Below are 24,991 nucleotides of genomic sequence, written 5' to 3' on the forward strand. Positions count from 1 at the left end.
TCCTTCTTATAAAAATTGCTGCGGTTCGTGGTCAATGCTGAGACGAAGCTCGCTATTTTCCCGTTCTTGAGTCAAGGCCAAAACTCGATTGAGGGTTGGCCCTAGTTCATCTTCTAAACGGTATTTAATCAAAATCTGGTAATGATAAAGGTTGTGGGTACGGGCAATGGGTTTTGGTGTCGGTCCAAGGATTTTACTAGTTTCCGATAAACCTGATCGCAAAATTCCCATGACTTCATAGGCACGTTTGACAACCTCTTCTTCTTTCTTGTGAGAGAGGGTAATCCCAATAGTGAAATAATAAGGCGGGTAGCCGAGTTGGCGTCTGATACTCATTTCATAAGCATAAAAACCTTCATAGTCCTGTTCCTTGGCAAATCGAATGGCATAGTGCTCAGGATTGTATGACTGAATCAAGACCTGCCCAGCCTTTTCCGCTCGACCTGCACGACCAGCCACCTGGGTTAAGAGTTGGAAGGTTCTCTCAGAAGAACGAAAATCAGGTAGATTCAAGGCCGTATCCGCATTGAGCACTCCGACTAGGGTCACATTGGGAAAATCCAAGCCCTTGGCAATCATCTGAGTTCCCAGCAAGATATCCGCTTCCCCTTGACCAAACTGGTCAAGAAGAGTTTGGTGACTGCCCTTCCTGCGGGTCGTATCCACATCCATCCGCAGAATGCGTGCCTGAGGAAAGAGCTCTGCTAGCTCATCATAGGCTTTCTGAGTCCCCGTCCCGTAGTAACGAATACTGCGACTCTGACAGTTGGGACAGACATGAGGAATCCCCTTAGAAAAGCCACAGTAATGGCAGTTCATAGTCTTGGTATCCATATGCAGGGTGAGAGAAATGTCACAGTTGGGACAAGTATCCACCGTCCCACACTCCCTACACATAACAAAGCTAGAATAACCCCGACGATTGAGCATGAGGACTACCTGCTCTTTTTTATCTAGGCGATCTTGAATGGCCTCTAGCAAAGGGGGCGTAAAGTTTGATGTCTCATTCTGCCCGATATAGTCCCGAAAGTCAATCACTTGAACCTCAGGAATAGTGGCTAAAGGATTGGCCCGTTGGGTTAGCCGCAAGTGTTGATAGACACCTTTTCCAGCACGCGCACGGCTCTCTAAGCTCGGTGTTGCCGAACCAAGGACCAGGGCTGCTTGATTGTACTGGGCCCGTAAAATGGCGACCTCTCTAGCATGATAACGGGGATTGCTGTCTTGTTTGTAGCTAGCTTCATGCTCTTCATCGATAATCATGACACCTAGATTTTTCAAAGGAGCAAAGATAGCTGATCGAGCGCCAACGACAACTTGGGCATCGCCACGCTCAACCTTGCGCCATTCGTCATACTTTTCACCATTGGACAGGCCTGAGTGAAGAATGGCCACTTTCTCGCCAAAACGAGCAATGAAACGCTCCGTCATTTGTGGTGTCAGAGAAATTTCAGGTACCAGCAAAATAGCCGTTTTCCCCTTGTCCAAGGCTCCTTGGATAATCTGCAAGTAAACCTCAGTTTTCCCACTTCCTGTAATCCCTTGAAGGAGGAATGGAGGCTGTTGACTGCCAATAGCACTGACAACCGCATCACGTGCCTGTCTTTGTTCAGGATTCAATTCCAAAGGTTGGCTGGCTTCAATGCCTTCAAAATAAGCGGCTGAACGTTGCACTTCCTTTTGAACTATGGACACAGCACCTTGTTCCACAAAGAAGTTGACTTGCTCGCGTGAGTAGGATTCTAACAAGCTAGCCAGAGGAGCACTCTCAGGATGAGACAGCAAATAGTCTCTCAGCTCTGCCTTTTTCTTAGCACGCGCAGAAATCTCAATCTGCTCTAATCGATTAGCATCAACCTCATACCACGACTGGGTCTTGACCTTCTTTTGATCGACTGCCTGGTATTCTAAGCGGAGCAGACCTTTTCTGGTCAAGCGCATCATTTCTGCCTGCTTGGCTAAATCTAGAGAAGAAAAGGCGAGCGAATCTTCTGAACCAAACAAGCGCTCTCGGTCCTCCTGACTCAGACCTTCCAGAGGATAGAGAATCTTATCATAACTGGAGTTTAAAAATCCCGGCAACATAGCTTTTAGGATGGAGATTTTGTAAGAAAAGACAGACTTACGTAGCTCCTCAGCCAGCCAGAGTTGCTCCTGGATCAAGACTGGAGAAAAATCTAGGACTTCTGCAATCTCTTTCAAGTCCTGATCAGCCACTTCTTCATCCGACTGGGACTCTAGGCCAAGCACAATCCCTTGGATCAAACGATTGCCCTTGCCAAAAGGAACATGGACCCGCATACCGACTTCCAGCATCTCTACAAATTCCTCTGGAACCTTATAACTATAGGGCTGGTCCGTCTGCATCAGGGGAACATCCACGATAATCTTTGCGATAGCCATTCTCTCACCTCCTCCTTGTCATACTCTTCGAAAATCAAATTCAAACCACGTCAGCGTCGCCTTACCGTACTCAAGTACAGCTTGCGGCTAGCTTCCTAGTTTGCTTTTTGATTTTCATTGAGTATCAGTATATTCTTGCAATAGAAAAAATAAGATTGAGTCCCCCCAACCTTAAATTTTTTCACCATCTTCTTTTTCTTTAGCAATTTGCTCTTTGATTTTCTTTTCTTCCTCTTCTTTGCGGCGTTTTTCTTCTTCGATACGGAGACGAACCGCTTCACGTTTTCCTTCTGGATCTGGGTGAATAGTTACATTTCCTGACTCGATTTCTTCCAAAGCGCGAAGAGTTGATTTTTCAGACTTAAACTCTTGAGTTGCTGGCGCACCGGCTTCTAGTTCGTGGGCGCGTTTTGCTTCCAAGATTACGAGTGAATATTTTGATGGTACCTTGTCCAGCAAGGTATCGATAGAGGGTTTTAACATCATTTGCTTGTACCTGTTTCCTATAGTTTATCGAGTAGTTGGAGATTTTGGCAACATCTCCTGGTAGTGACCAATGACACGGTCCACACGGAAGTGTTCTGCTTCGATCACACGTTTGACACGTTCAGCAGCGAGGGGCACCTGATCGTTGACAATGGCATAATCATACTCACGCATGAGGGCAATTTCTTCCTTGGCTTTTTCGATTCGTTGGGCAATCACTTCAGCACTATCTGTTCCACGACCTACCAAACGATCTTGCAATTCATCCAAATCTGGTGGCGTTAGAAAGATAAAGACAGCATCTGGAACCTTTTTCTTAACCTGAAGGGCTCCTTGGACTTCAATCTCAAGAAAGACATCGATTCCCTTGTCCAGAGTTTCATTGACATAGGTCAGCGGAGTTCCATAGTAGTTACCGACATATTCTGCATATTCCAACATCTGACCTTGACGGATCAGCTCTTCAAACTCTTCACGAGTACGGAAGAAATAGTCCACTCCATCCACTTCACCAGGACGTTGCGCACGCGTCGTCATCGATACAGAGTATTGAAATTGATTCTCGGAACTCTCAAAAATCTCTCTTCTAACCGTTCCTTTCCCAACTCCTGAAGGACCAGAAAAAACGATTAGCAAGCCTCGGTCTGCCATTATGTCTCCTTTAGTTAGTCTGTGAAATAAAGTAAAAATTCTCTCGGATACTGATGATCGCGTCAGTTATCCTTCTACAGTCTTTCTATCTAGTGTAACAAAAAAGCAGTAATATTTCAACTGCTCTTTCTTATTTATTTAGCATAATCTACTGCACGAAGTTCGCGGATCACGGTTACCTTGATATTTCCTGGGTAATCGAGATTATTTTCAATTTTCTCACGAACTTTGTGAGCCAAGATTGTGACTTTGTCGTCTTTGATTTGTCCTGGATTAACCATGATACGGATTTCACGTCCTGCTTGAAGGGCAAAACTATTTTGCACTCCTTCAAAGCCATTGGCGATTTCTTCCAAATCATGGAGACGCTTGATGTAGCTTTCAAGAGACTCGCTACGAGCACCTGGACGCGCTGCACTCAAGGCATCTGCTGCAGCAACGATCACTGCAATGACGCTTTCGGCTTCGACATCGCCGTGGTGGCTAGCAATGGTATTCACTACAACTGGGTGTTCCTTGTACTTACGAGCCAACTCTGTACCAATCTCAACATGGCTACCTTCAACCTCGCGGTCAATAGCTTTCCCGATGTCATGAAGGAATCCAGCACGACGGGCAAGAGCTGCATTTTCACCAAGTTCACTGGCGATGATACCAGATAACTTAGCAACCTCAATCGAATGACGCAAGACATTTTGTCCATAAGAAGTACGGAACTGCAAGCGTCCCATAATCTTCATCAAGTCTGGATGAAGGTTTGGCGCACCAATCTCATAGGCAGCAGCCTCACCGTATTCGCGGATCTTATTGTCAATCTCTTGACGGTTTTTCTCCACCAACTCCTCGATACGAGCTGGGTGGATGCGGCCGTCTTTGAGCAACATTTCCATGGTCATACGAGCAATTTCACGACGAATCGGATCAAATCCTGACAAGGTTACCACTTCTGGCGTGTCGTCAATGATGACATCTACCCCTGTCAAACTTTCAAAGGTACGAATATTACGTCCTTCACGACCGATAATGCGTCCCTTCATGGTATCATCTGGTAGGTGAACTGTTGAGTTTGTTGACTCTGCTACATAGTCACCAGCGATACGCTGCATAGCCTGAACCAAGATATCTTTCGCAATCTTGTCTGAACGTTCCTTCACCTCTTGCTCAGCCTCACGAATGCGGCTAGCAATTTCCTTGGTCAAGTTTTCCTCTGTCTGAGCCAAGATAATATCTCGAGCCTCAGTTTGGGAAAGGGAACCGATACGTTCAAGTTCAGCTTCTTTTTGTCTTTCGACTTCCTCTAATTGCTCTTCACGTGCATCAAGGTTTTTTGCTCTATCAGAAATACTTTGTTCTTTTTGTTCAAGTGTTTTTTCTTTGTTCGTCAAATTGTCGTCTTTGCGGTCAAGGCTCGCAGCTCTCTCCGTCAAACGACTTTCAATTTGCTTGAGCTCCTGACGTTCTGACTTAAATTCAGCGTCCACTTCTTCACGGTATTTTCTGGCTTCCTCTTTGGCCTCCAATAGTGCTTCTTTTTTAAGAGACTTGCTTTCGCTCTTGGCTTCATTTAACAATAAATCCGCTTCGCGCTCAGCTTGTCCTCGTAAATTAGTTGCTTCTTGTTCAGCATTTAGAAGCATCAACTCTGCAGCCTCTTGAGATGATTTCATCTTAGCTGAGATGCTGACATATCCAATGACTAAACCAATGATGACGGCAAAAACAGCAATCGCAAGTGTCATGATTTCCATGTTTTTACCTCATTAAATTTGTTTATCGAATGACATACATTCCTTAATATTCTATCATAAAAAACCGATTTTCACAAACCCAAATTGAAGAGTTTTGTGTGAATTTTAGACAAAAAGTCATCTACTTCTAAGCTCTATTGTATTAAATTATCTAGTGGAATATGATTAATTGTAATTTGCCCTTTTGATTCTAAAGGTAAGCATTTTTTTATAAAGTTCTGACATTTCGCGTCTTTCAATTCATCTATGTTAATCACTTGATAATTATTTTTTATTCTATCATTTAAAATATCATAATAAATTTCAACTAAACAGCCCTTTGTTCGGCCACAGAGTATGTCATGCGCATCATAATACACTTTGTGTCCTGTTTTTGAGATAAATAGATTCCTTAGTTTGACTTCCCATAGACACGATAACAATTGGAAATAATATATAGGTTCTTGGGGGTAATCAAAATACATATCCTCCTCTGAAGTAGGTAAAGAACCCAAAGAACTTAAAACTACAAACTTCTCTAACATTTCAAAATGAAAATATGAGTCTAACTCATAGAACTGCTCATACTCGTCTACTTCATAAATGCCATTAAAAAATTCAAAAAATAATACTAGAATACTATCAGTTCCCATGCGTCCATTCATGCAATCAACGATGTAATTTGATATCTTTCTACCAAAATATGGTAGAAGCCTATTCGTTGTATAATCACTCTCAATTATATTTGAAAGTTCTTCTAATGATTTCTGGAACTCTCTTAAACTTGGTTTTTTAACTTTTGAATCTTTATTTTTATCTTCTACGACTCTTTCGTCTACATCCACATAATAAATTTTAAAAATTAATGATAGAATTTTCCCAAGGTCATCATCTCTCAATTTACTCTTTTTCAAAATGTTATCTATGACTTCCTCTGTAGGTTCCATTCTATTATGATTTAACTTAAATTTATTATCAATAATCTCCTTTGCTGACCCAATTTCCTCACTATTTAAAATTACAATAATTTTAAATCTTTTATTCTCAGAAAGATAGTCAATATAACCCAATAAATCATTGTAATCTGAAGGGTTATCTGATTTTGCTACATATGAAACCCGTTCAAAATCATCAAAAATAATGATAGAATCTCGCTTCATCAAATCCGTTCCAACTGTTTTAAAGAACCATTTAAAAACTCCTCCAACAAGTGGAATAAAGTCCAAATTTCCGAGTATGGATTGTTTTTCTATTTCATTGATCAATATTTTCTCGGCTTGCTCTCTTGTTTTTATCCCAAAGCAGGAAATATAGTAGATTTCTTTCTTTTTATAAATTTGATTTTCAAAAAACGTCTTTATAAAAAATGTTTTCCCACTTCCCCAAGAACCATCCAACCAGAAGACATTATGAATAGAGGCCGGACTATTTAAAAACTCCACCAGATGAGTTTGATAAGGATAGTCATCCAAGTCATATTCCGGAAATAGCTCTGGGTCCAGTTTCTTATAACTAACTTTTTTAAAAATTATGTCTAAAAACCAGAACAGTATTGTTGGTATAGTCAGTGCTAACAATATTATTACACGATTCTCATACAAAATTGAAATAATATCTTTAAAAAAATTATAATTAGATAAAAATTTATAGATAGGTAAAGCAAAGCGTTTAAATTGTTCAATCTCAAGTGCAAGATACAGTACCCATATACTGGCTATAAATATTTTGTACCACTCGACAATTCTAACATTACTACTCCATGATGGTCTTTGAAATGGATATTTCAGTAGCCGTTTAAAATTCAGAAAAAAATTAAGAATCCTCGTTTTTATATTTTTCATATATACCCCTTTTAATCTATATTATCATGATTATACCACAAAATAAGAGTTATTAAGCGGATTCAAGGGACAAGAATCTAGTTATTATACTAAAATTTTTCACTGATTTTTTAACTTAGGAAGTCTATCATTTTCCAAAGACTTTATCTCCAATTTGCTAGCTAAAATTTCTAAAATAAAAAAGTCCACCTCACAGTAGACTTAATAATGATCCTTAAAGGACAAGAAAGCGATGTTATCCCCATCCATCATATAAATCAAGCGATTTTCTGCATCAATGCGCCGCGACCAAGCTCCTTGGTAGTCATACTTGAGTGGTTCTGGTTTCCCCATTCCTACAAAAGGATCGCGTTGAATATCCTTGATTAATTTATTGATTCTTTTTAATGTTTTCTTATCTTGGTTTTGCCAATAGCAATAATCCGCCCAGGCATCTTCTGTAAACTTGAGCAGCATCCATTACTCCTCAATCACATGCACCTGAGTGCTTCCAGCACGAACTTGAGCCATTCCTCGCAAGACCTTGTCAGAAAGTTCCTTATTTTGAGCGATTCTCAGGGTTTCCTGAATACTATCCCACTCGCTCTTTGAAAGGACTACAATATCCTCATCTGGATTTTTATTGACCACCGTCAAAGGCTCAAATTCATCGTTTACTTTTTTCATGTAGTCTTTTAAATGATTTCGGAATGTTGAGTAAAGAACTGCTTCCATAACCATACCTCATTTTACCTCTTTTCCACTATTATACACAAAAAGAAAGAAATTGTCAGGAACTTGTACAAGATTCTTCTTTTCTATCTATTTGTTCGAAAATCTTCTAAAAAAGCCTACCTTTCAGTAGACTTAGTTTGATTCTATTCTAATGGGCACTCTGCCGAAATTCTGCTCTGGTATACTTGGCTGTCCTAGTTGGTAGATCTGGTCTGCCTTTTGGGTTATGGTATCCCAAGGTTCTTTGCCAATTCGACTGACTAGATGGACCTGCCCTTTCAGAGACTTGAGATATTGTCTGCCTTTTTCGGTAAATCCAAGGACATGGATGCCTTCTGGCAAGTCTCTTTCTCTGGCTTGCACCAAAATATAAGTCAAGAGGCGTCTGACACGCGCCTTGGTATAACGCTTGGTGGCTACTGCCTCGACCAATTCGTCAACAGACTGGGCTGTTTTAATAGCATCCTTGATGCGTACAGCCATTTCTTGATTGACCTGATAGATGGTCGTCAGGTCTGGATTTGACAAAATTTGATAGCAGAGCAAGGGAAAATAGTCGTCCCAACTCACCTTACGGGCCTGCTCAAAGAGGGCAACGGAAGGCATAAAGCGTTCTAAGAAATCTTGGTCTGATTGATGCTGACGGAGAGCTGTTGCCGAGGCAAAGTCCACATCCTTATCCACAGAATGATAACCAGCTCCCTGACGCCGAATCGGCTCAAGCTTGATGTTGCGTCCTGAAACCGCCTTGGCATAGGCCAGAGCAAGGACATGATTGGGTGTATTGCCTGAAAAATCAAGACCTGCAAATTCCTTCCACATGGTTTGGGTTTTCTGGGGATAGGAGAGGGAATCAGGCAGATTATCCACAAAATTCTCCATCTCAGTACCTCGCTCTGTGTATAAGTCAGATATCTTTTGATAATCCAGAATTTCCTCCGTCCCAAAAGCTAGATTATCAATACCCAAGCGAGCCAAGATATCCACAGCTCCTTGGCCAAAGAAATCTGCCGCCTGAACACTAACTAAAAAGGGCAATTCCACTACCAAATCTGCGCCATTCTCCAGTGCCATTTGAGCCCGTGTCCACTTGTCCACGATAGCCGGCTCTCCTCTCTGCATGAAATTCCCTGACATGGCTACGATTTTCAATCCCTCCGCCTGATCCAGCAGGTATTTATGCCCATTATGAAAAGGATTGAACTCCGCAATAATACCTGTGATGGTCATGATGTTCTCCTACTTCTGCGCGACAAAAAACCAACGGGTGCTGGTTTCTGTCGGCTCCTTGTCCTCAAAGTCCGCATAGAGTTTGAAAGACTTGAAGCCAGCTTGTTCCAGCAAAATATCATAGGTCAAAACCTCATAAGTCCGCTCCTCATGTACTTCATCGTGACGACTAAAGGAACCGTCAGCCTCCTTGACAAAGAAAGTCAACTCATGCACGATGGAGTGAGGAGCTTCGTCCTCATAGGTGTCCCAAAGCATAGCGAAATCTTCCGCATTTTCATGGTAGGAATAGCCTGGAAAAACCTCATCTGTCTGGTAGGTCGAATGCACGTCAAAGATGAATACTCCGTCTTCATTGAGGGCATTATAGACTTCTTTAAAGACGTCTCCTACTTCCACCTCATCCTGCATATAGCAGATAGAGTCAGAGTAACACGTAACAAAGTCGTACTTACCAGCCTTGGATAAATCCAGCATATTGCCTTCAATAAAATCAATCTTTTGCTTGGCTGAAGCAGCTCTCTTCTCCGCAATCTTCAACATATCCGCGCTCAAGTCAAGTCCTGTCACATCAAAGCCAGCCTGAGAAAAGCGGACAGACTGGATACCTGTTCCACAAGCCAATTCCAAAAGCTTCTTTCTCTCCTTGGTCTTAGGCAAATGACGCAGCGAAAAATCCGTCCATTTATCATATAAACTATCATCCATGACCGCATCATAGACCGCCGCAAAGGTTTCATAAGTAGCCATATTCATGATACCAAGTCCGCCCGTAATCGGAATGAAAATTAGGAGCTTGACGATGGAGTCGAGCTCCAAGGAAGGCTATCTATTTTCCGACGATTACAGGACGGGTTCAAATCCTTTCTAAGATACAAAGAGCGTTAAAAGCAAGGAGAAAATAGGGAACTTTCTGCTGTATCGTCAGATACAAAGGAAGTTACTCTTTTTCTCGCAGCTTTTAGCTCGTGTTCAGTTTCGAGATGAACAAAACACGACGCCCTCACCTTTCCATCCATTTTTTCTAAAATAAGCAAAGAAACCCAGTTGACTGCAACTGAGTTCATTTCCTATGCTAAGGCTTCTGAAATGTCTACTGACTCTGCCTCATGCCATAGTTTTTCTAGGTTATAATGGGCACGCATTTCTTCTGAGAAGATATGCACGACGACACCGCCGAGGTCTAGCAAAACCCAGCCTCCAGCTGCATCTCCTTCGACATGGCTACCTTTAAAGCCTGCATCGGCTACTTTTTCACGAATATTATCAGCGATAGCGTCCAACTGACGGCTATTCATTGAGCTAGTGATGACAAAGTAGTCCGTCACGCTGGTCAAATCTTGTACATCAAGTGCGAGGATATCCTCCGCACGTTTTTCATCAGCCGCTTTCACGACTAGTTCTAGTAATTCTTTTTCGTTCATTTAGTCCTCTTTCTAGAAAATATGTTTGTAATCTAGGACATCTGCAAAGCGCCCCTCCCAAATGCCCTCATAAAATTCATTTATCGTTTCTGCTGGAATGTCATTCCCATCAAACGTTGTACAAGTTCCTTCTGGAATAATAAGCTGATAGCCATATTCAAAAGCAACCTTGACAGAGGTATCCACACAATATTCTGTCTGCATACCACATAAAACTAATTTTTCAATTCCCTGTTTATCCAAGTATTCTTTTAAACCAGTTTCTTTGAAAATACTGTTATACTTCTTCTGAAAGACCTTTTCATTAGGTTTTCGATTTAAAAGCTCAGATAACTGCCAATCTTCTGATGTTTGAGCTTCAGAGTCCTCAATATGTTGAACATAGATAATTTCGATATTCTTGCTTCTAGCCTGGTTTTGTAAATAAGAAATTTTTTCCAATAGACTATTTGTCTGAAAACCGGTTTCCACTAAAATATTCTGAACATCAATGATTATAAAAGCCGTCCTCATTTAGTCCTCTTTCAAATAGTGCACAAAGGCGTTATAGGTTTCAAGGGTTTGGGGATAGATGGGAAATCCCTGATGAGCTAGATGCTCCACGGTACGAGCTGTTTCGTAGGCCACTGCCTTATTGAGAGATAGCTCAGCAATTTCACGCGCCACATCCACACCTGGAAAGGCGCGGTTATGCTCGATATAATCTGCGACGTAGATGACTTTGTCTAGATCGGTCATCTGACCAGCTCCGACTGTATGGATTTCAATAGCTCGCAGGATTTCTGGATCATGCAACTCCAAATCTTCCTGAATCTTGTAGATGCCAACCATGCCATGCCAGACATTATTACCCCAATTTTTGAGGTCAGGATCTAGCCGGTAACGGTCAATCAAGTCTAGAAATTCCTGATCTGACAGCTTTTTAGCATAATCATGAAGAAGGCCTGCTAGACCAGCTTTCTCAACATCAACTCCAAATCGCTGGGCAAGCTCTATGGCTGCACGCTCTACACCCAAACAATGGGTTAAACGTTTTTCAGGCAGAAGCTCTGCCATTCTTTCCAACAAAGCCTCTCGGGAACAGTTGATATAGTCTTGGTATGCCATCAGTAAAGCCCCTCCTTCTCGATGTAGTCTAGCACTGGCTGAGGTAGGAGAAAGTTAGGTTTCCGACCTTGGGCAATGAAGTCACGCACCATGCTGGACGAGATGTCCATGAGAGGCACATCCACCCAGATAACTGGATAGGAAGTCCCTGCCTTGTAGCGCGGGCGCTGAACTCCAACAAACTGAACCATGTCGACTAGCTCATCAATTCGGTACCACTTGGGCAGATAGTCCACCATGTCGGCCCCGATGATAAAGTAATAATCCGTATCTGGATTCTTTTCAGTTAGAAGCTTCATGGTGTCGTAGGTGTAAGAAATGCCCTTGCGCTCCAGCTCAATAGTTTCAATGGCTAAGCCTTCAATCCCCTCAATCGCCAACTCAAGCATCTTGAGACGGTGGTGCTCGGGGATGGTTTCCTTTTTATCTACATGAGGTGGTTGGTATTCGGGCATAAGCAGGACCTGGTCCAGTCCTAACTGTTGTCGTACTTGGTCCGCCACAACAAGATGGGCATTGTGAACAGGGTTAAAATTTCCCCCTAAAATCCCGACTTGTTTGCGTTTTTTCTCCTTGATTTCTGGCTCCAACTCTACCTTGGTAAAGGGAGTCAATAATTCGATTGCCATAGGCTCGTCTTCCTTTAATTCTCTGTAAAAACAGTTTCTTGGAGTTTCAGTCTTAGATTTCTTTGACTTTCTTGGAAATCTTGCGATTTTCTTTCTTGCTGGATTGTTTAAACAAGATCAAGATGCGTCCGATTTTTTGGACTGTATCCACACCAATTTCTTCTTCCAAGATTTCAGCTACTTCGTGGATATTCTCATCTGTGTTTTGTAAGAGAGTAACCTTGATCAATTCACGCGCGTCAAGAGCTTGACGGACGCTGGTTTTGATTTGGTCGTTGAGACCATTTTTCCCAATTTGGATGATAGGTTTGAGGGTGTGTGCCTGACTGTTGAGGAAGGCACGTTGTTTTGATGTTAATGACATGATTTGTTTAAAAGAGTTTCTTTTTATACTTTTCTGAAGTGGTGACGGACGTCAGCAAAGTCCTTTGGACTTTCATGACTAAAATTTGAGCCTAAGGTCCCAAATTTTCCGCAGTTGGTACAATCACTTGTACCAACTGACACCACAGCGAAAAGTATTCGCTATGGGCTCGCCCTGTTCGCCTGAATTCAGACAACTCTTTCCTTTCTGTGTTTAAATTATTGCTTTTCGTGTGACGACGGCGACGCCTTCTGGTGCCCAGACGGCGACTTTGGCGCTTCCTGTTACACGAATCCAGCCGAGTCCTGAGATGACTAGGTCTGTTTTGTCCTTGATAGTAAATACATGCTGGACTAGTTTTGGAAAGTCCTCTTTTTCCTTGCTATTTGGTGGCGTCAAAAGGGTTCCGAGGTGCTTGTCGTAAAAAGCACTAGCGCCTTCTAGCTTGGTACGGTGGAGTTTGAGTTCATTATCAAAGAAAGCAGTAAATCCTTGCTTTTCTCCTGATATGAAGTCAAAGCGTCCAAGACCACCTAAAAACAGAGTTTGCTCAGGGTTAAGCTGGTAGGTTTTGGGCTTGATTTCCTTTTTAGGGCTGACATACTTGAGGTTTTTTGCCGTCAAGTAGTGGGCCATCTGGTGACGGTGGATAATCCCTGGTGTATCGTAGATATAAGATCCGTCGTCAAGCGGAATCTCAATCTTGTCCAATGTTGTCCCCGGAAAACGCGAAGTCGTGATGACATTTTGGTCACCTGTGATTTCTTGGATAATGGCGTTGATAAGGGTTGATTTCCCAACGTTGGTCACGCCAACCACGTAGACATCACGGCCCTTACGGTAGTGTTCAATCTTGTCAATGACTTCCTTAATAGCATGCTTATTCTGAGCCGAAGTCAGGACGACATCCACAGGACGAAGTCCTTCTTCGTGAGCACGTTCCATAAGCCACTGGCTAATCTTGCCCGGTTTAACAGACTTGGGCAGGATATCTTTCTTATTTCCAACCAAGAGGACATCATTGCCCGATACAAAGCGTGGCAAGCCAGGGATGACAGAGCCATTAAAGTCAAAGATATCAATGACATTGACCACCAAGGCATCACTGTCACCCACCTCGTGCAAGAGCTTGAGGAAATCATCGTCCGTCAACTGGACATCTGTGATTTCATTGTAATGACGAAGACGGAAACAGCGTTGGCAATAAACTTCGCCAGTCTCCAACCCTTTTTCAAGTGCCGACTGGGGAGTAAATCCAAGACCAGCCTTGTCTGTCGTCTGAATGGCTGCTCCACAACCAATACAGAGAATTTCTTCCATAGTTAGATTCCTTTTTTATATGTAATCGGTCCGTACTTTTCAGTGATTTTTCGCATGACACGGCGCTCGCGAACTCGGTTAATCTGCGTTTTGATAGAGTCATGTTGGACCAAGGGCTTGACCAAGATCGAACGAATACCTGCACGGTGAGCTGCTCGTATATCCGTCATAAGTTGGTCGCCGACCATGACCACTTCATTTTTCTCATAGTGGAATTCCTTCATGGCACGGTCAATCCCAAAAGTGAAAGGCTTCAAGGCCCAATAAACGTAATCAATCCCAAACTTCTCAACTGCGCGTTGTACCCGTTTTTTGGTATTATTTGAAACAACAATGATGCGAATACCTGCATCACGAAGGTCATGTAGCCATTGCTTCATCTCTGGCGTCCCATCAGGGTTGTTCCAAGCAATGAGGGTATTGTCCAAATCGACCAAAACAGCCTTGATCCCCTGCGCCTGCAGACTTGGGACTGTCAGATCATAAACTGCTTCCACAGCAAAATCTGGCATGTAATTTTCAATCGCCATTCTGGCTCCTTTTCTTTTTAATTTCTAGCAATATTCTTTAAATATTGGGCTAAGACTACCCATAAAATGAGACTAGCTAGCAAAATATAAATCCAAGCATTTGGTTCATTTGCAAACGGTAAGGGAACATTCATTCCGAAGAATCCTGTAATAACCGCAAGGATAGCTAGTAAAACTGAGATAATTGTCAAAGTTGTCAAATTATCATTTAGATTATTATTTAGGATGTTGTTGTAAGAGGCTGAGAGTTGTTGCAAAACTTGAGAAATCAAGTCTGTCATCGAAACCAACTGATGCGCTTCAATCATGGCATCGTCAAACTGTTCTCTCTCAACTTCGTTAAAACTGCGATAAAGGGCATGTCCTTGGATATGTTCCAAGAGGAGACGATTTTGTTTGGCAGCAGCAGTCAGGTAAACCATACCAGTTTCCAAGTCAGAGAGAGCAAAAAGATTTTTTTTAGTTGTTTTTTGACGAAGAAGTGCACTGATTTCATCCTTACCTTTATCCATCTCTTCAATCACTGGATAATAAGCATTGCTAATAATCTCTAAACTGGCAAAAAGAAATTTGTAGATTGAAACAACTTCATGGCTTTCAAGGTAGGATGCCATTCGTTTAATCACATAACTATTCTTGTGGTTGCTAATTGTGATCAGCCGTTGTTTTTCAACGATAAAGGTCATCGGAATCGCTTCATAATATTCTTTGTCTTTTTCTAAGTCAAGAACATTATAAATGAAGGTTACCGTTCCCGTTTCACGGTGATAGTCCATGTGGGCACGCTCATTTCTATCCAGAGCATACTCGATGGTTTCCTTGTCCAATCCATAGACATCCGAAAGGTCTTCCATGTTTTTAATCTTGTCTACATCAAGGTCTATCCACGTACAATCGTGACCTAATTTTTTCTCTACAAATAGCATACTCTCTCCTTTACCAAACTCCTTCTATTGTACCACAAATCTGCTAAAATAGCCGGCCTATTCAGTACGAGATAGATTGCTGACGACGGTGATATTACGATTTGGAACAAAGTGAAGGGCTTGATCGTCACCTCGCAGTTGAGTTGTACGGATCCCTACGCTAACGACCTTTCCAGAAACGGTAATCGGTCCATTTGTGAGAACCACTTCATCGCCCACATCAAGCTGGCGTTCAAAGAGGATGAAAAAGCCATTGATGACATCGGATAGAAAGCCTTGCGCCCCCATACCAATGGCCACCCCGGCAATCCCCGCACCAGCAAGGAGGCTAGAAACTGGCAAACCTAAAATAGACAGGATACAGTAGAGCAGAAAGAAATAAAGAATGTAGTTAAAGACATTCTCCAGCAAACGGGAGATAGTCTTTTGTCTTCCTGCATCTCGATTGGAAAATTTAAGCGAGGGCTTGACAATCTTTCGTACAGTTGCATGAAGCATCTTTTTAGCTATATAAAATAGTAAAAACAAAATCAAAAGAGAAATCACCTTGGTCAAGAGATTCTCTAATATGGTTGTTAAATCAAGTTTATCAAAATAGCGTTGAAAAAAATCTTGCATATAAAACTCCTTTTCCCTATTATACCATAAAATCGCCCTTCTCTTTTCTTTCATAATTATTCAATTATCGGCCCTATTTTCAAAATATCACTTGCCTATATAGCATATTTATACTATAATTATAAACAATACATTTGAAGGAGACTGCTATGAAACGAATCATTAGAGCCTGGACCAAGGCAAGCCTCATCAAACGAATCCTTATTGGAATGATTTTTGGAGCGACATTGGGGTTGCTCTTCCCAAACCTTACAGGAATTGGTCTGCTTGGAGACCTCTTTGTAGGCGGACTGAAAGCCATCGCTCCTATTTTGGTTTTTGCCCTTGTTGCCAATGCCCTGTCCCAACACCAAAAGGGACAAAACACCAATATGAAGACTGTTATTTTCCTATACTTGCTCGGAACCTTTGCTGCTGCATTAGTAGCCGTTCTAGCTAGTTTCTTACTGCCTGTGCAAATCACCCTGACCAGTGCAAATACAGAAGTTGCTGCTCCTGACGGTATCGGTCAAGTCCTCAGCAACCTCTTGCTCAAACTGGTGGACAATCCTTTGAATGCCATTGTTGAAGCCAACTATATCGGGATTCTCTCTTGGGCAGTTATCTTTGGCTTAGCTATGAGAGAGGCAAGTAAACACAGTAAAGAATTACTGAGAACCATGGCAGATGTCACCTCTAAAATCGTGGAATGGATTATCAATCTAGCACCCTTTGGGATTTTAGGCTTGGTTTTCAAGACCATCTCTGACAAGGGCATTGCCAGTCTGGCTAACTACGGTGTCCTCCTAGGACTTTTGATTGCTACTATGGCCTTTGTTGCTCTCATCATCAACCCACTCATCGCTTTTCTCTTTATGAGGAAAAATCCCTATCCCCTTGTTTTGAAATGCCTACGTGTCAGTGGTATTACAGCCTTCTTCACTCGTAGCTCTGCTGCCAATATCCCTGTCAATATGAAACTCTCCCAAGATTTGGGACTGAATCCTGACACCTACTCTGTCTCCATCCCGCTTGGATCGACCATCAATATGGCTGGCGCTGCTGTTACCATAAATATCCTAACCCTAGCTGCAGTCAACACACTCGGAATCTCGGTAGACTTTGGGACAGCATTTGTGCTCAGTGTCGTAGCTGCCATTTCTGCCTGCGGAGCCTCTGGAATCGCAGGAGGATCCCTTCTCCTCATTCCTGTCGCTTGTAGCCTCTTTGGGATTTCCAACGACTTGGCTATGCAGGTTGTCGGAGTCGGATTTGTGATTGGGGTTGTTCAAGACTCCTGCGAAACAGCCCTGAACTCTTCAACAGATGTCCTCTTTACAGCAGTTGCCGAGTATGCTACAAACCGAAAACTTCGCCCCTAGTCTCTGATTCCTCGTTAAACACTTGACTCTATTAGTTTAGGAAATTTTCATGTCCCTCACTCAACGTACAACAAAACTGATATTAGCGACCTGTCTCGCTTGTTTTCTCGCTTATTTTTTAGATTTATCATCAGCAGTTTCAGCTGGAATTATCGCCCTCTTAAGCCTCTCTGACACACGCAGAAGCACGCTGAAATTAGCACGTAACCGCCTCTTTTCCATGCTCCTAGCGCTGGCTATCGGTGTTCTAGCCTTTCAGCTGACAGGCTTTCACATCTGGAGCCTGGGCCTCTATCTGGCTCTCTATGTACCTCTTACTTACAAAATGGGCTGGGAAATCGGCATCACCCCTAGCAGTGTCTTGGTCAGCCATCTCTTGGTACAGGAGTCTACCTCTCCAGAGCTCTTGCTTAATGAAGTGCTCCTCTTTCTCATCGGGACAAGCTTTGCTCTATTGGTCAACCTTTATATGCCCTCTCGTGAGAAAGCCATCCAAAGCTACCACCTTCAGGTCGAGGAAAAGTTAAAAGACATCCTGCTTCGCTTTAAATACTATCTGTCAAGAGGAGACGGACGCAATCAAGCCCAACTCGTTGACCAATTAGACAAGCTCCTCGATGAAGCTCTTAAACTGGTCTACCTGGATCACTCGGATCATCTCTTTCACCAGACGGACTACCACATCCATTACTTTGAGATGAGACAGCGACAAAGTCGCATCCTGCGAAATATGGCCCAGCAGATCAATACCTGTCATCTGGCCGCAAGTGAGAGTTTGATCTTGGCCCAGCTCTTTTCTAAGATTGCTGCCCAGCTAAGTCAGACCAATCCTGCTCATGACCTACTTGATGACATCGAACGCTATCTGCAAGTCTTCCGCAATCGGAGTCTCCCTAAAACACGTGAGGAGTTTGAAACCCGTGCTACCCTCCTGCAACTACTACGCGAAGCCGAAACCTTTATCCAGGTTAAGGTCGATTTTTACCAAAAATATGGAAACTAAAACGCAAAGAACCTCAGAGAATTCCTCTGAGGTTCTTTTGTTTTGCATTTGGAAGGGAAGTTCTTCCTCTCGTACTATTCTCAATAAAGAAATAGCAACTCCTAGTCGTCCATCACACCACCTGTAAGTTGGTACATGAGGTAAATGTGCTCCAAGACTTTTACCTTATCCATGTGGTCTACATCTTTAAAGCCTCCTAATGCCAAAAGTGGAACGAAACCGAAACACTCATCGTAGGCTAATTGAGCATGTTTGGCAACAGCTTGCCTATATAAATTAAGTTCAAAGTTATCAGTCACATATGAATTATCTAAAAATCGAATGAATAAATCCAGACCCTTACAAATAATATCCATATCCTGAATATTATATTGGACAATTCCCACGTAGGCATTCTTTTCCCAAGTAATAATATCTCCAAATGCCGTCACAAACATTGGAAAAGCAATGTCTCCTCTGAAATAGCTATTTTGGAGAAGCTCTAGATAATCATCTGGATTGATGACTTTTAGATAACCATCTAAAAAGGTTCCCAGACCATCTTCCTGCCAAATTTGTAGCAACTCCGCTGGAACTTGACCCTTATACTTTTCAATCACTTCTTGGGGCATGTCTGACACTTTAATAAAGTTTTCTAGCATGTTTTCCTCCTTTTTCAGTTTATAGACAAAACTATTAGATGCTATTCCCCTCATTCATAGAAAATCTAAAATAGGTTGCTTTCCCTCCCAAATAAGTCGGGTAGCTTTACGAAGCAGAAAAAACTTCCTCATCTTGCTCATTCAGAATCGCTTGAATATCTCCACCATTAACTACTACTAGGTAGTCCACTGGTAGAATCAAAGATTTTATTAGTTTTGGATTCTTTTTCAATATTTCAAAAGCATACATAGCAACAAAATCATCTGTATCTTGATTTTGATAGCCAATAAACCAGCCCGAATCACCTTTTCGATCAGTGTCTTGTCTCTGCAAATAGTAATGTTCGCACTCAAAGACACCTTTGGCCAACACTATTTTCTCATCAAATCTGATTTCAGAAGCTTCAATATTAAGCTCTTTAGCTAGTGTGCTTTGTTCAGACTGAATCCAAAGAGCCAAGGTCAAATCATCAGTAAACTCTTTAAAAGGGGTTGTTTCATAGTTGACTGACACTATCCTAAATTGGTCCATGTTCAATTGAACAAGTTTATATATGTTGAAACCGATTTGTATTAGCAGGCCATCTTGTATTCGTTCCTTCGAGGGCAGTACATTCACAACTTTGAGCCATTCCTCAAAAAGACCTTCAGAGAATGTCCCGTAAAAGATCAAACCATTCTTCTCTACTTTTGTATCAAGCACTTCCGTCATTTTTCAACCTCCTGAAAATTTCATTTTGTAGCTTCGTTCTAGCTTCACGCTCCAAAGCTATCATTTTTTCTCTTATCTCAGCCGGAATATCTCCTAATTTGGAATGCCCCTGCCAATCACTCCAAGTTTTAGACCCTTTGGAACTATTGGTAGGTTTACCTAATCCCATAAAATTATCCTCAAGATTCAAAACCTCTACCTTATCAACATCAGATAGAGGAACAAATCCATCCATTTCGGTAATTTCTTTCATAGAGACAATATGGTCTGCTTCGAGGGTTTCAACTGGATAACCATAAATTGGATCAAATTTTTCTCCATCAATATTATTGACATGATCGCGTATCTCTTGACTTGGTGTTTTCTTGCGAAGAGAATTATATTCTTCTTTTGAAATTCCTTTAGAAGTACTCGCTACATCATCACTATGCTTAGCCAACTGCTCGCTGGCTTCTTGGCGGAATTCTTTACTTGCTTTCTTGCCGACTTGTTCTGCCGCTTCTTTCATGCCTCGAGCGACATCATCAGATGCATTGTGGACACGGGCACCACTTTTTGTAAAGTTGTCACTAAAGTTTGCTGGCTCTACAAACCTAGTATACCATAAAACCTATAGACCAACGTTTGATAAACCAGAAAAGACCACCATTAAGGTGGTCTTTTCTCCAATTTCGTGCCTTATTTCCAATTACGAAGGTCGCATGTCAACTGGGAGCGAGGTTGGACTCACAACTGATATTGATGAGGTTAAAAATAGGAAAAACTCCCCTCCGACCCCCTAGACGAAGATAAAAAATTTATTACACTACAGAAGGTCTCATAAAATCATAAACATCTATCTGATGTTCTTCAAACAATTCCTCTAACTTCTGTGCTCCCACTTCGGCTCCATGCTTTTCTATAAATTGAAGCTCAGCTTCTGTAATCGGGATAGCTTGTAACCACGTAACATACTCTTCATCAAAATCAAAAGATTCTAAATCCCACAAGAAAGGCTGAGTGAAGAATATATGATTTACTTTCGCATTGGGATAGTAATTTCTAATAATATTTGGATAGACTGCACCTGGAGAGATGCTGTACTCTCCCCTCACAATATTAAAACCACAGTCTGCTATAATATTTGGAAAATATTCCAGCTCCGCATCAGCTGCTCCAATGATTTCAACTCTTAAAGGCTTACCATTTATTCGACGATAAATGGTATATTCTGATAAACCGATTGTTGCTGCAGTTGTTAAATAATCATCCGGACAATTCTCTCCAATGAATAAATCTAATTTGTTATCGTGATTTCTAAATGTATAGGCTTGAGGAACTCCCCCTACAGCCCTTGCAATTTCCTGTGCAATTTTAATTTTATCGTATTTCATTTGATTCTCCTCTTAAAGTTTGCTGGCTCTACAATCCCAGTATACCATAAACCTTATGGACCAGCGTTTGATAAACCACAAAAGACCACCTAAATGGTGGTCTTTTATCAAACAAACTATTTCCCATTATGTTCTCTTTGGAAGGCTTCCATAGCCTTGAACTGTTCTAGTTCTTTTTCATTAGCTGGTTGCTTGCCGAGATATTTATATTCAAACAAGTCCATTCGAGCACTTGGACCATAACCACTTTCCAACCATGGGGCATAATCGAAGTCTACTGATAATTTATTATTTTCATCTAAGTGAATAATACAAATATACCAATCTGCCAAGTCGTTCTCAACAAATACTTTTTTTAATTCTTGCGACTTCTCAAACAATCGATCTGTTTGACTATAAATTTCGAATTTATCTACACCAAAATCTCTAGGAATGTATAAATAATAGTGATATTCATTCTTATATTTAAAATAAAAATAAACTTCTCCACTACATGTTTTGTCCATTTCAATTACAATATACAAATCATCCCACTCTACTGGAATCATATCGTTGGCTTGATGCACGATTTCGATAATTTTTTCATTCATTAGTTCTTCCATTTTATCCTCCGATTTGCTTGGATCTTTTTTTCGTGTTTAGTATTCCTCATCTGCGAATGGAACTGCATCCTTACTGATAGGTCACTATCATAAAAATAAGGAGCAATACAAACAGTGCTATACTGAGCAAGAGGGTTACAATTTTTACCAATCGGTTGTTCTGCCAGTATCCTGGTTTTCCGATATTGCTGGTCGCATCCATGGAAAAGAGTTGGCTTTGGCGAGGTTGGATGAGAACCAGGACAATCAAGGCGACGGCTAGGATTATTCCTATAATCATCAAAACTTCCATCAATTTCACCTCAAGATTCCTAATAATGTAAAGATCAGGGTAAGAAGGATGAGCATGCCGAGTAAAATGGAGAAGGTTTTACTGATCTTTTCTCCTCGGCTAGGCTTTTCTTTCTTAAGCGCTCCTTGCTTTAACTCTTCCATGCGTCCTTCGACATCCTTGTAAAATAAATCTTTTTTAGTCATGTCCTTCCCCTATTATCCTTCCCATCCTCTCTTGGTAAGTAGCCAAGTCCACATAGTTAGTATGGCGACCTTGATGTCCAAGGGCTTGGCCCATCTTGTCAAGACTGCTGAGAGCTTCTTGAATCTTCGCAATCATGTCTCCAACAGCCTGCACATCAAAGAGGTGTTCTGGAGCTGTGTAAGGTCTGTTATGAGCTGTCTGGTCAAAGGCTAGGATGAGCATATTGTGCTCGAAGGCTTGACGGACAGCATCCAAAAGCTCGTTTCCGTAATTGATGTCTAGATAGAGATCCGACAGCTGGTAGAGTTCTCGAATCTTTTGCGGACTAGCGTTTTGATAGAGAACGACATTGGGATAGGAAAGCAAGGTTAGCAACTTGGACGACATTTCAGTCACTGCCGCGATTCGGAAGGTCACCATTGGCAAGGACTCAATCAGGGTTTCGATATGTTCGATCTGATCTGAGTTGGTAACGATCAAGGCATCTGGTCGAACGAAGTTTTCTCTTTTGAACTGATAATGATAACCTAGATGGACAAACTTGTCATGATAGGCTGGATTGGTCAAGGCCAAGGCCTGTTCATAGGTAGCCTTATCTGGTATGAGGATCTGCTTGGCTCTCAGCCCCTCTTGCTCCAAGAGCAGCTGCATATTCCCAGGAAGGCAATCATCTAGCGGTTCTTGCCAAACCAAGATATCCTGTCCGCTCTTGTCTGGATAATGATATGAGACCAAGAAAGAGGTAGCTAGAGTATTAAAGAGAAGGTGGCGAGTGTCGATTCCCAAGTCTTGCAAAAAGAAGATCGTGAACTCCACTCGATTTTTAAAATGGCGCAGGGCTTGTCCGGGCAAGGTTAGGAGGATATCGCCTGTCACATGATTTTCTAGGACAATTTCCTGTCCCTTTGCATCCTGGTACTTGGTCAGGATAGCCTGCCCATCTGCACTATAGGTGGTCTTGGCAAAGCAGGTTCCGTATCGGTTATAGTGGTCTGCTTGGTAGATACGGCCAGATAGGTCCTTCCAGTCGACTTGCTTGACCAAACGGGCCTGAGGAGCCTCCACATAGTGAATCACGCCCCTCTCCCGAGAATCCTCTAGGATATGCGCCGACTGGTTATTGCCCGCAATCTCCCAAAATTCAGGTACGGCTACTTGATTGAAATAAAGAGCTTTTCCCGACTCGTAACCTAGATAGTAGGTAAAGGGAGAGAGAATCCCATCTGGGAGAAATCCATCTGGTTCGATCACAACTGTGGCATGGGATAGACCAGCAGCTTCTAAACTTTCGTGCAAATCGCGGCTTTCCTGGCCATAACGATCAAATAGTTGAATCATGCAGGACCTCCTCTATCGTTTTCTTCCACTTGTCCCTTACCTTATCTGTTAAAAATTCTCTAGCTAGGTCATAAGATGCTGTTCGCATATCTGGCAAATGATTTTCCTGATAGAGCTGGCAGATCTTTTCCGCAAAGGATCTTTTAATCGCCGTTTCAACATGGTCATCCGAACTTGGGATCAAGTAGCCATTTTGACCATCCTTGATAAAGGTCTGGTTTCCATAAGGCACATCAAAGCCAATCAGGGGCAAGCCTGAACCAACTGCCTCCATCAAGGTCAGACCAAAGCCTTCGCTGGTTGAGGCTGTCAGATAGACCTCATACTGGGGATAGATCTGAGCTAGATCTGCATGCCCTTTGAGCTGGATATAGTTCTCCGCTTGGTGAGCCGTGATGATTTCCCTTAAAAGAGATTCCTCACCCCCACTGCCATAAATGTCAAAGGTGAGCTCTGGGAGGACTTGATGCGCCTGGATAACCGCCTTGACGAGCCAGTCAATGTGTTTTTCCTTGGCCAGACGCGAAGCCGTAATGAGAGAAAAGGGCTTGCGTTCCCTAGCAGGCTCGGTCAGCTGATCTATGCTCCCAACTGGAATCGTGACGATTCGTGGGCGATGCTGGCTGTACTGGGCAAATTGACCTTCGAGAACTTCCTTCTGCCGATCCGTAGACACGATAAAGCAATCGACCTTGTCCGCATTTGTAAACTGATACTCATAGTAGTTGTTCCAGAGGAGATAGTCTTGGTTACTAGCATTTTCACTATAGTGCTCTGCGTGAACGACAACTGCTAGATGGGCCTTTTGTGCTTCTTCAAAAACAGCCTGACCAATCCCTGTTTCCCTGTCCAAGATGACCAAATCAGACTTGCTCAAGTTCAAACTTTGCATAAAATAGCGCATAAGAGCTGGCTTTCCGTACAGAATCCGGTCCTTAAATCGATAGACCTCTTCCTGTCCTTCAGTCAGCAAGATATCGTAAGCGGTGCTGCCATCTTCATTGAAAAAGCTTCGTTGATAGAGTCTAGCCACTTGGTCTTTAGGCGCGAAATATTCTGTACAGTAGCGTGTGTAGGAGAAATAATCCTTGCGAATCAAGTTCCCTCCAAACACATACTCTGCATGTTGCACCAAGTTCTTAGCCGAGTCTACCAAGTAGCAGGTCACAAACTTGTCCTCATCTGAAAAGTAGACACGTAAGACCTTGCCGTCCTGCTCCCTATGACTCTCAAGGCCACCGAAAGAAGCCAAGACCTCGTCAACTGTAACACTGGTCGGTGCTAGTCTGATATCTGTAAAATGATTGTAAAGCCAGATTACCTGATTATCCGCAAAGCCGATATTGGCCGTTAAATGCTGGATATTGTCTGCCAAAATCAAGTCGGTAAAGATAAACTTAGATGCTAGGTCTAAACTTCTAAAAATCCCTGCTCGGTAGGCCTGGGCATATTCGACACCACTGCTCGCCCAACCGATTCCTAGATTTATATTGTAAATTGTCATATGATCCTC

General features: G+C 42.2%; 29 protein-coding genes. 2 read left to right on the top strand and 27 right to left on the bottom strand.

The window, feature by feature from the left end; genetic code table 11:
• Positions 1-6 precede the first annotated feature (6 nt).
• From D8844_RS01940 to D8844_RS02035, 18 genes are all read right to left on the bottom strand, one after another.
• Positions 7-2,403, bottom strand: coding sequence for a primosomal protein N' (locus D8844_RS01940; protein WP_125421497.1), 2,397 nt, complete (start codon positions 2,401-2,403; stop codon positions 7-9).
• Between the two features lie 171 nt (positions 2,404-2,574).
• Complete coding sequence (gene rpoZ, locus D8844_RS01950; RefSeq protein ID WP_002874282.1) at positions 2,575-2,889, bottom strand: DNA-directed RNA polymerase subunit omega; 315 nt, start codon at positions 2,887-2,889, stop codon at positions 2,575-2,577.
• 24 nt (positions 2,890-2,913) lie between these two features.
• Positions 2,914-3,540, bottom strand: coding sequence for a guanylate kinase (gene gmk, locus D8844_RS01955; protein ID WP_000775041.1), 627 nt, complete (start codon positions 3,538-3,540; stop codon positions 2,914-2,916).
• A gap of 134 nt (positions 3,541-3,674) precedes the next feature.
• Positions 3,675-5,288 (bottom strand): ribonuclease Y, encoded by a 1,614-nt coding sequence (locus tag D8844_RS01960; RefSeq protein ID WP_044021238.1) that lies wholly within the window; start codon positions 5,286-5,288, stop codon positions 3,675-3,677.
• Positions 5,289-5,422: 134 nt separating this feature from the next.
• Entirely contained in the window at positions 5,423-7,108 is a 1,686-nt protein-coding gene (locus D8844_RS01965) for a P-loop NTPase fold protein (RefSeq protein WP_125421500.1), read from the bottom strand.
• A 201-nt stretch (positions 7,109-7,309) separates the two neighbouring features.
• Positions 7,310-7,564 carry a Txe/YoeB family addiction module toxin gene (locus D8844_RS01970; RefSeq protein ID WP_095726222.1) on the bottom strand — a complete coding sequence of 85 codons (255 nt, stop codon included), beginning with the start codon at positions 7,562-7,564 and terminating at the stop codon, positions 7,310-7,312.
• Between the two features lie 3 nt (positions 7,565-7,567).
• On the bottom strand, positions 7,568-7,822 hold the full coding sequence (locus D8844_RS01975; protein WP_000388572.1) for a type II toxin-antitoxin system Phd/YefM family antitoxin: 255 nt from the start codon (positions 7,820-7,822) through the stop codon (positions 7,568-7,570).
• 132 nt (positions 7,823-7,954) lie between these two features.
• Positions 7,955-9,052, bottom strand: coding sequence for a nucleotidyltransferase (locus tag D8844_RS01980; RefSeq protein WP_125421503.1), 1,098 nt, complete (start codon positions 9,050-9,052; stop codon positions 7,955-7,957).
• A gap of 9 nt (positions 9,053-9,061) precedes the next feature.
• Positions 9,062-9,802 (bottom strand): class I SAM-dependent DNA methyltransferase, encoded by a 741-nt coding sequence (locus tag D8844_RS01985; RefSeq protein WP_312023105.1) that lies wholly within the window; start codon positions 9,800-9,802, stop codon positions 9,062-9,064.
• A gap of 320 nt (positions 9,803-10,122) precedes the next feature.
• Positions 10,123-10,476, bottom strand: a complete 354-nt coding sequence (gene rsfS, locus D8844_RS01995; RefSeq protein WP_084849883.1) for a ribosome silencing factor — start codon at positions 10,474-10,476, stop codon at positions 10,123-10,125.
• A 12-nt stretch (positions 10,477-10,488) separates the two neighbouring features.
• Positions 10,489-10,989, bottom strand: a complete 501-nt coding sequence (locus D8844_RS02000) for a cysteine hydrolase family protein (protein WP_084849884.1) — start codon at positions 10,987-10,989, stop codon at positions 10,489-10,491.
• On the bottom strand, positions 10,990-11,583 hold the full coding sequence (gene yqeK / locus D8844_RS02005; RefSeq protein ID WP_125421506.1) for a bis(5'-nucleosyl)-tetraphosphatase (symmetrical) YqeK: 594 nt from the start codon (positions 11,581-11,583) through the stop codon (positions 10,990-10,992).
• Entirely contained in the window at positions 11,583-12,212 is a 630-nt protein-coding gene (locus D8844_RS02010; RefSeq protein ID WP_125421509.1) for a nicotinate-nucleotide adenylyltransferase, read from the bottom strand. Before D8844_RS02010 ends, yqeK begins: the two co-directional genes overlap by 1 nt.
• A 52-nt stretch (positions 12,213-12,264) precedes the next feature.
• The gene (yhbY, locus tag D8844_RS02015; protein ID WP_000060169.1) at positions 12,265-12,576 is read right to left on the bottom strand and encodes a ribosome assembly RNA-binding protein YhbY; all 312 of its coding nucleotides are present in this window, start codon (positions 12,574-12,576) and stop codon (positions 12,265-12,267) included.
• A gap of 213 nt (positions 12,577-12,789) precedes the next feature.
• Positions 12,790-13,896, bottom strand: a complete 1,107-nt coding sequence (yqeH, locus tag D8844_RS02020; RefSeq protein ID WP_125421512.1) for a ribosome biogenesis GTPase YqeH — start codon at positions 13,894-13,896, stop codon at positions 12,790-12,792.
• Positions 13,897-13,898: 2 nt separating this feature from the next.
• The gene (locus tag D8844_RS02025) at positions 13,899-14,426 is read right to left on the bottom strand and encodes a YqeG family HAD IIIA-type phosphatase (protein ID WP_000963745.1); all 528 of its coding nucleotides are present in this window, start codon (positions 14,424-14,426) and stop codon (positions 13,899-13,901) included.
• A 17-nt stretch (positions 14,427-14,443) separates the two neighbouring features.
• Entirely contained in the window at positions 14,444-15,352 is a 909-nt protein-coding gene (locus tag D8844_RS02030) for a magnesium transporter CorA family protein (protein ID WP_000899712.1), read from the bottom strand.
• A gap of 57 nt (positions 15,353-15,409) precedes the next feature.
• Positions 15,410-15,970 carry a mechanosensitive ion channel family protein gene (locus D8844_RS02035; RefSeq protein WP_001150569.1) on the bottom strand — a complete coding sequence of 187 codons (561 nt, stop codon included), beginning with the start codon at positions 15,968-15,970 and terminating at the stop codon, positions 15,410-15,412.
• Between the two features lie 149 nt (positions 15,971-16,119).
• Between D8844_RS02035 and sstT the strand changes: the two genes are divergently transcribed.
• Positions 16,120-17,331 carry a serine/threonine transporter SstT gene (gene sstT, locus D8844_RS02040; protein WP_125421515.1) on the top strand — a complete coding sequence of 404 codons (1,212 nt, stop codon included), beginning with the start codon at positions 16,120-16,122 and terminating at the stop codon, positions 17,329-17,331.
• Positions 17,332-17,380: 49 nt separating this feature from the next.
• Positions 17,381-18,334: an aromatic acid exporter family protein gene (locus D8844_RS02045; RefSeq protein WP_125421518.1), complete on the top strand. Its 954-nt coding sequence runs from the start codon at positions 17,381-17,383 to the stop codon at positions 18,332-18,334.
• 101 nt (positions 18,335-18,435) lie between these two features.
• On the opposite strand, the gene D8844_RS02050 is transcribed toward D8844_RS02045, so the two are convergent.
• The 9 genes from D8844_RS02050 to gtfA form a co-directional block, all read right to left on the bottom strand.
• Positions 18,436-18,975 carry a T6SS immunity protein Tdi1 domain-containing protein gene (locus D8844_RS02050; RefSeq protein WP_000892206.1) on the bottom strand — a complete coding sequence of 180 codons (540 nt, stop codon included), beginning with the start codon at positions 18,973-18,975 and terminating at the stop codon, positions 18,436-18,438.
• 106 nt (positions 18,976-19,081) lie between these two features.
• Complete coding sequence (locus D8844_RS02055) at positions 19,082-19,687, bottom strand: immunity protein Imm33 domain-containing protein (RefSeq protein WP_000141226.1); 606 nt, start codon at positions 19,685-19,687, stop codon at positions 19,082-19,084.
• Positions 19,671-20,195 (bottom strand): transposase, encoded by a 525-nt coding sequence (locus D8844_RS02060; RefSeq protein ID WP_125421521.1) that lies wholly within the window; start codon positions 20,193-20,195, stop codon positions 19,671-19,673. The genes D8844_RS02055 and D8844_RS02060 overlap by 17 nt, the downstream gene beginning before the upstream one ends.
• 292 nt (positions 20,196-20,487) lie before the next feature.
• Positions 20,488-21,060 (bottom strand): suppressor of fused domain protein, encoded by a 573-nt coding sequence (locus D8844_RS02065; RefSeq protein ID WP_000872725.1) that lies wholly within the window; start codon positions 21,058-21,060, stop codon positions 20,488-20,490.
• Between the two features lie 116 nt (positions 21,061-21,176).
• Positions 21,177-21,662, bottom strand: coding sequence for an immunity protein YezG family protein (locus D8844_RS02070; protein ID WP_000391898.1), 486 nt, complete (start codon positions 21,660-21,662; stop codon positions 21,177-21,179).
• 70 nt (positions 21,663-21,732) lie between these two features.
• Complete coding sequence (gene asp5, locus D8844_RS02075; RefSeq protein WP_000453436.1) at positions 21,733-21,954, bottom strand: accessory Sec system protein Asp5; 222 nt, start codon at positions 21,952-21,954, stop codon at positions 21,733-21,735.
• Positions 21,955-21,959: 5 nt separating this feature from the next.
• Positions 21,960-22,139, bottom strand: coding sequence for an accessory Sec system protein Asp4 (gene asp4 / locus D8844_RS02080; protein ID WP_000161924.1), 180 nt, complete (start codon positions 22,137-22,139; stop codon positions 21,960-21,962).
• Positions 22,132-23,478 carry an accessory Sec system glycosylation chaperone GtfB gene (gene gtfB / locus D8844_RS02085; RefSeq protein WP_125421524.1) on the bottom strand — a complete coding sequence of 449 codons (1,347 nt, stop codon included), beginning with the start codon at positions 23,476-23,478 and terminating at the stop codon, positions 22,132-22,134. The genes asp4 and gtfB overlap by 8 nt, the downstream gene beginning before the upstream one ends.
• The gene (gtfA, locus tag D8844_RS02090; protein ID WP_125421527.1) at positions 23,462-24,982 is read right to left on the bottom strand and encodes an accessory Sec system glycosyltransferase GtfA; all 1,521 of its coding nucleotides are present in this window, start codon (positions 24,980-24,982) and stop codon (positions 23,462-23,464) included. The genes gtfB and gtfA overlap by 17 nt, the downstream gene beginning before the upstream one ends.
• Positions 24,983-24,991: the final 9 nt, after the last annotated feature.

The organism is Streptococcus oralis, assembly GCF_003942875.1.
Taxonomy (GTDB): domain Bacteria; phylum Bacillota; class Bacilli; order Lactobacillales; family Streptococcaceae; genus Streptococcus; species Streptococcus oralis_BX.